Below are 11,792 nucleotides of genomic sequence, written 5' to 3'. Positions count from 1 at the left end.
GGGCACATGGGCCGCATCGCAGAATGGGGCGCACTGACCGCGCCCGAGATCGCCGCGCTGGACCGCGCCCGCGCCATCGCCCTTCTGCCCATCGGGGCGGTGGAACAGCATGGGCCCCACCTCGGCACCGGCACCGATGCCGATCTGGCCGGGGCGGTGGTCGCCCGCGCCATTGCCCTGATCGACCCCAATCTGACAGTGCTGGCGCTGCCCGTCCTGCCCTATGGCAAGAGCACCGAACACGAAGCGGTGGCGGGCACGCTGTCGCTGTCGGCGGCTACCCTCTTGGCCGTCCTGGACGATATCGGCGCTTCGCTGGCGCGGGCGGGGATCGGCAAGCTAATGATCCTCAACGGCCATGGCGGCAATCGCGCGGTGCTCGAGATCGCCTGCCGCGACCTGCGCGCGCGCCACGGATTAGTGACCGCCCATTGCATGTGGGACGAACTGGTGGATGCCGCCGCCATCGTCGGCGCGCCCGAGGCCGCGCGCGGCCTGCACGGTGGCGACGTGGAGACGAGCGCCATGCTGGCCGCCTTTCCGGGCCGGGTACGGATGGAGCATGCCCGGGACTTTGCATCGGCACACGAAGGCTGGACCGCGGGCAACGGGCGGCTCGGGCTCGGGCGGCCGGTTGTTCCGGGCTGGCTGATCGGCGACCTGACACGCGCGGGCGCCGTGGGTAATGCCGCCGCCGCCACAGCCGGGAAGGGCGAGGCGCTGCTTGATGGTGCTGCGCGCGGTCTGGCCGAGGCGCTGGCCGAATTCGACCGCTTCGCACACGGGGCGCGCGAATGACCCGGCCGGACTTCGTGCTGACGGACGTCCAGGTGCCCACCTGCCTGCTGGTCGATCCCGACCGCTTCGGAGGCAAGCCGGAGGGCGGCTTTCGCCGCGGCGATCTCCTGATCCGGCAGGGGCGCGTGGCCGGACTGGGTCACTGGCCCGACCTGCCGCGCATCGAGGGGCGAGGCCGCATCCTGTTGCCCGCGTTGTCCGACCCGCATGTGCATCTGGACAAATGCCACACCGCCCACCGCCTGCCGGGAATCGGCGGTGATCTGGTGGCGGCCATCGCCGCGCAGGGCCGCGACAAGGCGCGGTGGACCGAGACCGACATCCGCGCCCGCGCCGAGCGGGGCCTCGAAGAGCTTTGCGCCGCCGGCGTGACCCGTGTGCGCAGTCACGTCGATTGGGGCACCGGAACAGATCCCGCCGCCGTGCCGCTGGCCTGGCCGGTCATGGTGGATCTGGCACGCGATTGGTCGGACCGGATCGACCTGCAACTCTCGGCGCTGATCGACACCCCCGTCCTGGCCGACCCCGACACCGCACGTGGCATCGCTGCTCGCATCGCACGGGACGGTGGGGTGCTGGGGCTGTTCGTGTCGCTGCAACCGGATCGTGCCACCGCCATAGCCGCCGCTGTCGATCTGGCGGACAGCTTCGGCCTGCCGCTCGATTTCCATGTGGATGAAGGGCTGGAGCCCGGGATGAACGGCCTGTCGCTCATCGCGGAAGCGATGCTGCAGCACAGGCATCTGGGGCCGGTGCTCTGCGGACATGCGTCGAGCCTGGCCAATCTTGCCGGGGCGGACCTCGCTGCGACGCTGGACAAGGTCGCGCGTGCCGGGATTTCGGTGGTCAGCCTGCCGACGACCAACCTGTATCTGCAACATCGGGTGACAGGCGCCACGCCCGACCGGCGCGGGATCACCCGGCTGCACGAACTGGCGGATGCCGGAGTCAATGTGGCGCTGGGCTGCGACAACGTACGCGACGCCTTCTTTCCGCTCGGCACGCATGACCTGCTGGCCATTCTGGGCCTTGCCGTGCCGGCGCTTCATCTCGACCCGCCGTTCGAGCGCTGGCTGCCGCTCGTCACCACCAACGCCGCCCGCGCCATGGGGGCCGCGCCCGTTGAGATCGACCGTGCCGGCGTGGCCGACCTCATCCTGACCGAAGCCTCCAACATGGCCGATCTGCTGGCCACCCCCGGCCGTAGCCGGCTTTCCTCCCTTACCCCAGGCTGAAAGACCCCTCCATGCCTCATCCCACCTCGATCTCTGGCAAATCCGATCTGGACTGGTCCGCCATCGCTGCCGAACTTGCGCCCGTCGAGGTTATCGCCGAGTCGGTGCTGGTGAAAAAGCGCAGTCGCGATTTCTTCTGGTATTCGCCGATCCTGGACCGCCAGCTGAAATCCTGCTTCGGCGATCTGGTCGCCCGGCCCGCAACCCCGGCCGAGATGGCGCATTGTCTGTCGGTCGCCGCCCGCCACCGTACGCCGGTGGTGTTGCGCGGCGGCGGAACGGGGAACTACGGGCAGGCGGTTCCGGTCGATGGCGGGCTCATCATCGATACTACCGCCATGGGGAATATCCTCGACATCGGCCCGGACCGGGTACGGGTCGAGGCCGGCTGCAACATCCTGAGGCTGAACGAGGCGCTGAGGGAACAGGGGCGGGAACTCCCGATCTTTCCTTCGACGCAGGATATGGCAACCATAGGCGGTTTCATCTCGGGCGGCTCGGCGGGCATCGGCACGGTGACGCACGGGATGCTGCGCGATCCGGGCAACATTCTGGAAATCCGTGCGCTCAGCGCCGAGGAAACCCCGGTGGAACATGTTTTCACGGGCGCGGACATCAACCTGATCCACCATGCCTGGGGTATCAACGGTGTCATTACCGAACTGACCCTGCGCACCGTGCCGGCCGAGGACTGGGTGGGCTGCATCGCCAGTTTCGCCAGCTACCCCGATTGTCACCGTGCCGCGATCGCCCTGGCGTCCTCGTCGATCGGGCGCAAGCTCTGCTCCACGCTCGACGCCCGCATCGGGCGCTATTTCGACCGGCTGCGCGGCATTGTCCCCGAGGGCCGCGCGATGCTGGTGACGCTGATCCCCAGCGGCCGGATGCCTGCCTTCCGTTCGCTGGTGGCCGAACATGGCGGCAGCCTCGACCTCGCGATGGACGAGGAGGAGCGTCAGGCCCGCAAGTTGCCGCATGTGTTCGATTTTTCCTATAATCACACGACCTTGCAGGCGCTCAAGACCGACCGCAAGGTGACCTATCTTCAGGTGCTTTTCCCCGACCCGGTATCGGTGGAGAAGGTGGAGGAGCTGCTCGCCGTCTTGGGCGACGATGTCTGGATGCACCACGAATTCGCCCGGCTGGACGGCAAGCTGGTTTCCTTCGACCTGCCCCTGGTGCAATACACCACCGACGAACGGCTATACGAGATCATGGGGATCTACGAGGCGCACGGCTGCCCGGTCTCGGACCCGCACAAGAGCGTGCTGGAGGACGGCGGGATGAAGAAGGCCAACATGGCGCAACTGGCGCTAAAAAAGCGGATGGACCCCTACGGCCTTCTCAACAGCGCCAAGACCCGCAGCTGGCCGAAGGTGCAAGACATGACGCCAGAGGCCATCGCGGCGCTGGAATGGTGATGGCGATGCAGGCCGTGAACCCACCCGCCCTGCGCCCGCCCTTCGCCCGCTATTCCCACGCCGTGCTGACCGGACCGGTGTCTCGGCTGCTGGTGGTTTCGGGGCAATTGGGAGTGGCCCCGGATGATACCGTGCCCGATGGGGCCGAGGCGCAGGCGGCGCTGTGTCTGGCCAATATCGACCGTATCCTGGCCGAGGTTGGCATGGGCCGGGGCCATGTGCTGCGGCTAAATGCCTATGTGACCGACCGAGCGCACATGGCGGGCTACATGTCGGCGCGCGATGCCTGGGCGGCGGGGTTGACCCCCGTGCCGGCCTCGACCCTGATGATCGTGTCGGGCTTCACCCGGCCCGAGTTCGTGGTCGAGATCGAGGCGCTTGCGGCCGAGGCGTGATGCCTCAGCCGCGCAACCTCCGTCCTTCGGGGTCGAAGGGCGGCGCGGCCAGCACCCGGGCGCGGTGCGAACGGCCGAGGATCATCACCTCAAGCTCGGCCCCCGCCGCGATGTCGGGGCGCAGATAGGCCAGCGCCAGCGACTTTTCGAGGTGATAGCCGTAGGCCCCGGACGAGACCTTGCCCGCAGGCGCGCCCGACAGGTCGAAGATCGGTTCGTTGCCGGTGGCGTCCGCCGTGGTTGCGGCGATCTCCAGATAGCGCAGCACCTCGCGCGCCGGGCGAGCCATGACCTCGGCGCAGGCATCGCGGTTCAGGAAGGGCTTGTCGAGCTTGACGAGGCCGGCCAGCCCCGTCTCGTGCGGCCAGTACTCCGGCGAATAGTCGCGCCCCCAGCTGCCGTAGCCCTTTTCGACACGCATACTCATCAGTGCACGGCTGCCCACGGGGCCCGCGCCCGCCGCCTTGCCTGCTTCCAGCAGCGCAGCATATAGCCGCGCCTGATCGGCCTCGGCGCAGTGCAGCTCCCAGCCCAGATCGCCGGTGAAGCTGACGCGCAGTGCGATGCAGGGCACGCCCGCCACCTCGATCTGCGCCGAGCGCATGAAGGGGAAAGCGGCGTTCGACAGATCAGCATTGGTCAGCCGTTGCAGGATGTCGCGGGCCAAAGGACCGGCGATGTTGAACCCCGCCATGGCGTCGGTCACGCTGCGCCACGCGGTGCCTGCCGGCTGGGGCACGGCATCGAAGAAGCGCTTGTGATAGCGTTCCGCCATGCCCGAGCCGACCATGAAATAGTCGTCCGGGGCAAGGCAGGTGACGGTGAAATCCCCCGCGATCCCGCCGCGCTTGCCGATCAGCGGGGCAAGGCAGGACCGGCCCGGATTGGCCGGGATCCGGTTGGCAAGCAGAGCCTCCAGCCAGTCCTTCGCGGCGGGGCCGGAGATGCGGTATCGCGCGAAGTTCGAGATGTCGATGATCCCCGCCCGGTCGCGCAGCATATGCGCCTCGCGCCCCACGGGGGCCCACCAGTTCTGCCGCTCGAACCCGATGGTTTCTTCGCACGGCTCACCGTCAGCGGCGAACCACAAGGGATGTTCCCAGCCGTAGTTCAGACCGAAAACTGCGCCCATGGCCTTCTGTACCGCATAGACGGGCCGTATGCGAACCGGACGGCCCGCGGCGCGTTCCTCGTTCGGGAAATGGATCTTGAAGCGGTTGGCATACTGGTCGCGCACCCTTTCGCGCGTGAAGTCGCGCCCAGCCCAGGCGCCGAAGCGCGCCAGATCCCAACCGAACATGTCAAGCTTCGGCTCGCCCTCCACGATCCATTCCGCCGACAGCAGCCCCAGCCCGCCCGATTGCGAAAAGCCGGGGATGATGCCATTGCAGCAGAAATAGTTGCGCAGTTCCGGCACCGGGCCGAACAGGGCCGCGCTGTCGGGCGACCAGATCATCGGCCCGTTGATGACCCGCCTGATGCCTGCGCCGCCCACCGCCGGCACGCGGTCGATGGCGCGCAGAATGTTGGGCTCGATCCGCTCCAGGTCGTCGGCGAACAGTTCGTGGCCGAAGCCTTGGGGCGTGCCATCCTCGGCCCAGAACTTCATGTCGCGCTCATAGGCGCCGACCAGCAGGCCCTTGCCTTCCTGCCGCAGGTAATATTCGCCGTCGCGGTCGGCGACCGATGGCAGGCGGCGGTCCATCGCCGCGATCTCGGGGATGGTCTCGGTGACGAAATACTGATGCTCGGTCGGCATCAGCGGAAGGGTGATCCCCGCCAGCGCGGCCACCTCGCGCGCCCAGAGGCCAGCCGCGTTCACCACCCACTGCGTATGCACATCGCCCAGCGGCGTCTCGACGATCCACGACCCGTTGGCCTGCGGCCGCGTCGCCGAGACGGGGCAATTGCGGACGATCTGTGCGCCGCGTGCGCGCGCGCCTGCGGCATAGGCCATGGTGACGCCCGAGGGGTCCACATTGCCGCCCTGGGGTTCGTACATGATGCAGCGGATGCCATCGAAGTTGACCAGCGGGTGCAGGCGTTCGGCCTCGTCCCGGCTGACCTCGAAGAACTCCATGCCGTAGTAGCGCGCCTTGGCAGCCTGCAGGCGCAACTGGTGTTCGCGCGCCTCGGTCTGCGCCAGATAGAGGCTGCCGGGCTGGAAGATGCCGCAGCCCTGGCCCGTCTCGACCTCGAGCTCCTTGTAAAGGCCCATCGTGTAATGCTGGATGCGGCTGATGTTGGTGCTGTCGTGCAGCCCGTGGATATTGGCCGCCGCATGCCAGGTGGACCCGGAGGTGAGTTCCGCGCGTTCCAGCAGCACCACGTCGGTCCAGCCCAGCTTGGTCAGGTGGTAAAGGATCGAACAGCCGATCAGCCCGCCGCCGATGACGACCGCCTGGGCGTGGGATTTTGGTTTCGCGGTCTCAGGGTTCGTCATGGCCGATCTCTTCCTTGCGCCGTGCGACATAAGCTTCCAATTCCTCGCGGATCGCCGGGTCCATCGGCGGCTCTTCATAGTCCTGCAGCGCCTGCTGCCAGAGGTCGGTCGCCCGCGCGGACGCGTCCTTTGCGCCGGCAAGCTGCCAGTTTTCATATCCGCGCCAGTCCGACAGCATCGGCTGGTAGAAGGCGCGTTCGTAGCGTTCCATCGTGTGGGCGGCGCCGAAGAAATGACCGCCGGCGGGCACGTCCCGGATCGCGTCGAAACCCAGTTCCTCGGCATCCCATTTCACGGGGCGCAGGAATTCGATCATGTTTTGCAGGATCTCCACGTCGAGGATCAGCTTCTCGAAACTCGCCGTGAGCCCGCCTTCCAGCCAGCCCGCCGCATGATAGATCAGGTTCGCGCCCCCCATCACCGCGCCCCAGGTGGCCATCGCGGTCTCGTAGGCCGCCTGCAGATCGACCGCATTCGAAGCATTGGCGTTCGAGGTGCGATAGGGCAGGCCATAGCGCCGGGCAAGCTGGCCTGCGATGACATTGGCCTTGGTGTTCTCGGGCGTGCCGAAGGCGGGGGCGCCCGACCGCATGTCCACGTTCGAGGTGAAGGCGCCATACATGACTGGCGCACCGGGTTTGACAAGCTGAGTCAGCACCACGCCGAACAGCGCCTCGGCATTCTGCTGCGCCATGGCGGCGGGCAGGCTGACGGGCGTCATCGCACCCATCAGGGTGAATGGGGTGATGGTCACGGGCTGGCCGTGTTCGGCCATGGCGATCAGCCCGTCGCCCATCGCATCGTCCAGAAGCCGCGGCGAGTTGACCGAGATGATGGTGATGACACCCGGATCGCGGGCGATCTCCTCCAGCGAGATGCCGCGCGCAATCGCCATCATGCGAATCCCGTCCATGGCTCGGCCACGCCCGATCGCGGTGCAATGGAACGACAGCTCCGAAAGGGTCAGGTTGGCGAGATAGGTATCGAGATGGCGGTTGTTCGCAGGCAATTCCTGCGGGGCCGTCACCTGGTTGCCGATCAGGTGAACGGCGTTGAAGTAATGCGCAAGGCGGATGAAATCCCGGTAATCCGACAAGTTGCCTGACCGGCGGCCGCGCAGGGCATCGTGCACGTTCGGCGGGCCGGCCACCAGTCCGAAGACCAGATGATCACCGCCCAGATGCACACGCCGGCCCGGGTTGCGCGGGGTCAGGGTGAAGGCTTTCGGCACCGTAGCGAGGGCGGCCTCGACGATGCTCTCATCGATCCGCACCAGCCCGTCGTCGTCGATCCTTGCCCCGGCAGCGGCGAACAGGGCCCGCGCGTTCGCCCCCATCACCTTGACGCCGAGTTCCTTGAGGATGCGGATCGAGGTGCCGTGCAGGTCCTCCATCTGCTCGGGTGTCAGGATATCAAGCGGGCGATATGGGTTGCGCACAACTTCCCATGGCAGTTGCGGGATGGTTGTCCCCGCCTTCTGTCTGCGTCCCCGCCGCGTCTCGCGCATGATCTTCCCCCCGCCTGCGGAACCAGACTAGCGGCGGATGCAAAAGCGTTCACGAAAAGGAAACAACGGGCTGGACCCCGTTTTCCTTGTGGGTACCGCATTGGCGCGAAGGAGTTGCATCGGCTAATATCCATGCAGGAGAACAGAAATGACATCTCTTCCGCCCCTTAACTTTATCCGGTCTTTCGAGGCCGCGGCGCGGCACCAGAGCTTTACACGTGCCGCTGCCGAACTGGCTCTGACGCAGGCGGCAGTATCTGGTCATGTCAGGGCGCTGGAAGATTTCATCGGACGCCCCCTTTTTCACCGTTCTCCGCGCAACCTCGTGCTGACCGAGATAGGAGCGGCTTGGTTGCCCGGCCTGCGCCAGGCGTTGGCGCAGATAGAGGCGGCGACGGGCCAGATCCTCAACCGGTCGCACCGGCAGGAGGTGACGATTTCATGCCCCGCCAGCCTTGCCACCAACTGGCTGCCTGCCCGCCTGCGCGCCTTCCGCGATCTGCACCCGGGCGTCGATGTGACTGTTCACGCCACGATCTGGGCCGAACCGGGCGAGCAGATCGCCGACCTGCGCATCACCCCGCGCCAACGCGGAGAGCAGATTCTGGGGACGAGCCTGCAGCAGGAGCGGCTGGTCATGGTCTGCGCGTCCGAGTTCCTCTCCGGCCCCGATGCTTTGACCACGCCCGCCGACGTGGCGCGCAAGGGAATGATCCACGTTCTCGGCCGCCCCGACCATTGGGAAGCCTTCGCCTGCCATCACGGGCTGACCGACCTGCCTCTTGAGCGCGGCCCGAAGACTGACAGTTCCAACGTCGCGCTGGAGATGGCCGTTGCCGGTCTGGGCTGCGCGATCACGGTCGCATCTCTGGCTGAAGTCCATCTGAGCCGCGGCCTTCTGGTCGCCCCGTTTCCCGGCGACATACCGTCCAACTGGGTGTACGACCTGCATCTGGGTGACCGCAGTCCGACCCGTGCCGCGGAGGCATTGGTGGGCTTTCTTCTGGGCAAGGGCAGCCCTGCACCCCGCCTTCGGGGATAGCCCCCGGTGTCGGGCGCCAGCGATGCCGGCACGACCGGACAGCGCCGGTGCGCGGCTTGTTCCGATCAATACAGGTCTTTGACGCCTGACAACGTCGTTGCGCGGAAGTGGGGCTTTAACGACGCCCTAACGGGCGAGAGAGAGCGAGAATACACCTGACACCCGGCGACGGCGGAATCTTGGCACACAGCCGAGGCCAGAGAAGGTTCGACCCCAGTCCCTTTCCCTCCGCCAGCCACCCGCTTGATTTCGTTACATAACTGTCTCCACCCGATTTTCCTGCGTGTTTCCGCGGGTTAGCGGGTCGCGCTTCGCTCGGAGAGGGGCCTGTACCTGCGACATCCACGCTTTCCGGCGCTGCGTCTCCGCGGGGCCCGGGACGTGGTTCGGTTTGCCCTCGCGCGATGGAAACAGGGAATTAACAGGGTATCGGCGATTTTTCGGCAGGATTTGGGTGATTACCCCCAAGATTTTGCGGCGATTTCCGTCGGTTACGGCCAAATTCCCTGCTCGCAAACGACAGGGAATTCATTCGGGTCGAACAGGGAATAAACTCCACCGATCAGGGAAGGAAATCCGCGGAACAGGGAAGTGCCGATTCCGGCGAGTACCGAAGATGAGGGGGCTCAAGCGGCGCCGAACCGGCGCTCCTGGGCAGCCCAGTCAAGCGGAATCCTCTCGCGCACCAGGCGGGCGACGGTCAGGTCGGGGGATTGGCGCCCTTCCAGGATTGCCTGCTGCAGGCGCGGCGAGAGAAAGGCGATTGGCAGTCGGGTGCGGAGATAGGCTTCCGAATGGCCGGTGCGGGCGGCGATCGTTGCCAGTGGAATTCCGGCCCTGAGGTCGCGGGCCCAGGTGCGGGCCTCGGAAAGGATACGGAGCAGGACCGGATCCGGGCTCGGCAGCCGCTCGCCCGCGACGATGCGCGCCTCGTTGCCGCGCCGGCGGATCCGGAACGGGCCAGCGAGGTCGAGAACAGGGGCGGCGATGCGTTCGGGAGCAAGACCAAAGGCTTCGCCGATGGCCGCCGCCTCAAGCCGAATCCGGACCGACCCGGGGCCAAGGGTTACGCGGGCGACGAGACGGCCGAGCCGTGCCGGTTCGGCGGCACAAGCCTGTGCGAGGGTCGCGACTTCGGCGACCATCCGGTCCGCGACCAGGATGTCCGGTTCATCGAGGAGCCGGTGCGACTGCGCCATCTCGCGCAGATGGCCGAGGACCATGCCGGCCAGAGCCGCCTCGAGGGCGCGGGCCGGTATCCGCCAGCCGGTCGGGTCGGCGCCACCGGTAACGAGCCGGCGGGAGACGTAATAAGAGAAGCGCCTCCCATGGCGCTGCGTGTGGGTGGGGGTCAGGAGATCGCCGGTCTCGTCCCGGATCTTGCCAAGAAGGAGACGCGGCTCGGCGCCAGCCTGGCTCCGGCCACGCGGTCGGGCGCGGGCCGCCATCATCCGGTCCTGCACCCGCTGCCAGAGATCCTCCGGGACCAAGGCCGGATGCTGACCGGGATAGGTCCGGTCCTTGTGGCGGATGCGACCGAGATAGACCGGGTTGGTCAGCAGGTAATGCAGCTGGCCGCGGCTGAACGGGCGGGGCCGGAAGGTCCCGGTCTCGGGATGGACCGGTGCCCGTGGTCGCAGTCCGCGCCGTGCCGCCTCGATCTCGAGGTCGCAGAGGCTGCCAAGCGCGCCGTAGAGCTCGAAGAGCTTCTGCACGGTCGTGGCTTCGGCCGGCTCCACCATGAGTTCCCGGCGCTGCGGATCGGGATGGCGGGCATAACCGAGCGGAACACGGCCGCCCATCCAGAGACCCTTCTGCTTCGAGGCGGCGATCTTGTCGCGGATGCGCTCGGCCGTGACTTCACGCTCGAACTGGGCGAAGGACAGGAGCACGTTCAGCGTCAGTCGTCCCATCGAGCTCGAAGTATTGAAGGCCTGGGTGACGGAGACGAACGAGCAGGCCCTCGCCTGGAGCCGCTCCACCAGGCGGACGAAGTCGGCGAGCGAGCGGGTCAGCCGGTCGATCTTGTAGACAACCACCATGCCGATCCGCCCGGCCTCGATCTCGGCCAGGAGCCGGTGCAGCGCCGGACGGTCAAGCGTGCCGCCCGACAGGCCACCATCATCGAAGCGCTCCGGGACAAGGCTCCAGCCTTCCTGTCGCTGGCTCGCAACATAGGCCTTGCAGGCCTCGTATTGCGCATCGAGGGAATTGAACTCCTGCTCCAGCCCCTCCTCGCTCGACTTGCGGGTGTAGATGGCGCAGCGGATCCTGGCGGGCGCGGTCATGCGGCCCCCAGGGCCGAGGTCGGCGCCAGACCGGGCAGCGTCGCCGCCTCGGCCCTCTTCGGGTCACTTGACAATTCCGTGCTGCGGGCGCGACGGCAGCGTGTCCCGGACCGCGCGGGGGCATCACCCTTCTCCGTCAGGCCGAAAAACCGCGGGCCGGACCAGCGGGCGCCGGTAATGGTCCGGGCGATGGCCGAGAGCGAGCGGTGCCGGATGCCGTTCCAGCGAAAGCCCTCCGGCTCGACATCGACCACATGGGTGACGCCATTCCACTGGCGCAGGAGGCGCGCACCGGGCTTGAGACCGGGCGGGGCCGCGGCTGTTCCGTCACGGGCGACCCGGTCGAGACGCGCGACAAGCGCCGGGGCAAGGTCGCCCGCGGCCCGCGCCTGCAGCGCATGGGCGAGGAATCGGCGCTGGATCGGCTGGCTCATATGGCGGGGAACCGGTCCGCCCATGAGGTGCGACCAAAGCCAGGCCAGCCCCGCACGGTCCAGAGCGGCAAGCCCCTCCGGGTCGATCGCGGACGTGGCAGGCGCGGCGGAGTGCCCGCGATCGGCGGCGGGGACAGGACACGGATCGCCGGGCGTCCGGCCTTTGGGCGCGCGGGTCCTGTCAATCGCTGCTGGCATTGGTCTCTCCCCGGATCATGGCCGACGCGCA

The 11,792-nt window shown here is 67.3% G+C and carries 9 protein-coding genes; 5 read left to right on the top strand and 4 right to left on the bottom strand.

Annotated elements, in window-relative coordinates; genetic code table 11:
- Positions 1-6: 6 nt before the first annotated feature.
- From L0V05_RS16280 to L0V05_RS16265, 4 genes are read left to right on the top strand one after another with little or no spacing between them, the layout of a single operon-like run.
- Positions 7-798: a creatininase family protein gene (locus L0V05_RS16280; protein WP_234872332.1), complete on the top strand. Its 792-nt coding sequence runs from the start codon at positions 7-9 to the stop codon at positions 796-798.
- Positions 795-2,033, top strand: a complete 1,239-nt coding sequence (locus L0V05_RS16275) for an amidohydrolase family protein (RefSeq protein WP_234872330.1) — start codon at positions 795-797, stop codon at positions 2,031-2,033. Before L0V05_RS16280 ends, L0V05_RS16275 begins: the two co-directional genes overlap by 4 nt.
- Before the next feature lie 11 nt (positions 2,034-2,044).
- The gene (locus tag L0V05_RS16270; RefSeq protein ID WP_234872329.1) at positions 2,045-3,454 is read left to right on the top strand and encodes an FAD-binding oxidoreductase; all 1,410 of its coding nucleotides are present in this window, start codon (positions 2,045-2,047) and stop codon (positions 3,452-3,454) included.
- Positions 3,454-3,849, top strand: a complete 396-nt coding sequence (locus L0V05_RS16265; RefSeq protein ID WP_319937924.1) for a RidA family protein — start codon at positions 3,454-3,456, stop codon at positions 3,847-3,849. The genes L0V05_RS16270 and L0V05_RS16265 overlap by 1 nt, the downstream gene beginning before the upstream one ends.
- Positions 3,850-3,853: 4 nt before the next feature.
- On the opposite strand, the gene L0V05_RS16260 is transcribed toward L0V05_RS16265, so the two are convergent.
- On the bottom strand, positions 3,854-6,292 hold the full coding sequence (locus L0V05_RS16260; protein ID WP_234872327.1) for a GcvT family protein: 2,439 nt from the start codon (positions 6,290-6,292) through the stop codon (positions 3,854-3,856).
- On the bottom strand, positions 6,279-7,799 hold the full coding sequence (locus L0V05_RS16255) for a trimethylamine methyltransferase family protein (RefSeq protein WP_234872325.1): 1,521 nt from the start codon (positions 7,797-7,799) through the stop codon (positions 6,279-6,281). The genes L0V05_RS16260 and L0V05_RS16255 overlap by 14 nt, the downstream gene beginning before the upstream one ends.
- Positions 7,800-7,947: 148 nt before the next feature.
- On the opposite strand from L0V05_RS16255, the gene L0V05_RS16250 reads away from it, so the two are divergent.
- Positions 7,948-8,841 carry a LysR substrate-binding domain-containing protein gene (locus L0V05_RS16250; protein ID WP_234872323.1) on the top strand — a complete coding sequence of 298 codons (894 nt, stop codon included), beginning with the start codon at positions 7,948-7,950 and terminating at the stop codon, positions 8,839-8,841.
- 626 nt (positions 8,842-9,467) lie between these two features.
- Here the strand turns inward: L0V05_RS16250 and L0V05_RS16245 are convergent.
- Together L0V05_RS16245 and L0V05_RS16240 are read right to left on the bottom strand one after the other, a co-directional pair.
- Entirely contained in the window at positions 9,468-11,129 is a 1,662-nt protein-coding gene (locus tag L0V05_RS16245) for a recombinase family protein (RefSeq protein WP_234872321.1), read from the bottom strand.
- On the bottom strand, positions 11,126-11,761 hold the full coding sequence (locus tag L0V05_RS16240; protein WP_234872320.1) for a DUF2924 domain-containing protein: 636 nt from the start codon (positions 11,759-11,761) through the stop codon (positions 11,126-11,128). Before L0V05_RS16240 ends, L0V05_RS16245 begins: the two co-directional genes overlap by 4 nt.
- Positions 11,762-11,792: the final 31 nt, after the last annotated feature.

Source organism: Alitabrizicola rongguiensis (genome assembly GCF_021491355.1).
Lineage (GTDB): Bacteria > Pseudomonadota > Alphaproteobacteria > Rhodobacterales > Rhodobacteraceae > Aliitabrizicola > Aliitabrizicola rongguiensis.
Note: the sequence above shows the minus strand (reverse complement) of the source record. Positions and strands in the feature narration are given on the sequence as shown.

Excerpts from the sequence above, each read along its gene's own strand:
- L0V05_RS16245 (WP_234872321.1), bottom strand. The coding sequence starts at position 11,129 with ATGACCGCGCCCGCCAGGATCCGCTGCGCCATCTACACCCGCAAGTCG.
- L0V05_RS16280 (WP_234872332.1), top strand. The coding sequence starts at position 7 with ATGGGCCGCATCGCAGAATGGGGCGCACTGACCGCGCCCGAGATCGCC.
- L0V05_RS16240 (WP_234872320.1), bottom strand. The coding sequence starts at position 11,761 with ATGCCAGCAGCGATTGACAGGACCCGCGCGCCCAAAGGCCGGACGCCC.
- L0V05_RS16265 (WP_319937924.1), top strand. The coding sequence starts at position 3,454 with ATGGCGATGCAGGCCGTGAACCCACCCGCCCTGCGCCCGCCCTTCGCC.
- L0V05_RS16260 (WP_234872327.1), bottom strand. The coding sequence starts at position 6,292 with ATGACGAACCCTGAGACCGCGAAACCAAAATCCCACGCCCAGGCGGTC.
- L0V05_RS16270 (WP_234872329.1), top strand. The coding sequence starts at position 2,045 with ATGCCTCATCCCACCTCGATCTCTGGCAAATCCGATCTGGACTGGTCC.
- L0V05_RS16250 (WP_234872323.1), top strand. The coding sequence starts at position 7,948 with ATGACATCTCTTCCGCCCCTTAACTTTATCCGGTCTTTCGAGGCCGCG.
- L0V05_RS16255 (WP_234872325.1), bottom strand. The coding sequence starts at position 7,799 with ATGCGCGAGACGCGGCGGGGACGCAGACAGAAGGCGGGGACAACCATC.
- L0V05_RS16275 (WP_234872330.1), top strand. The coding sequence starts at position 795 with ATGACCCGGCCGGACTTCGTGCTGACGGACGTCCAGGTGCCCACCTGC.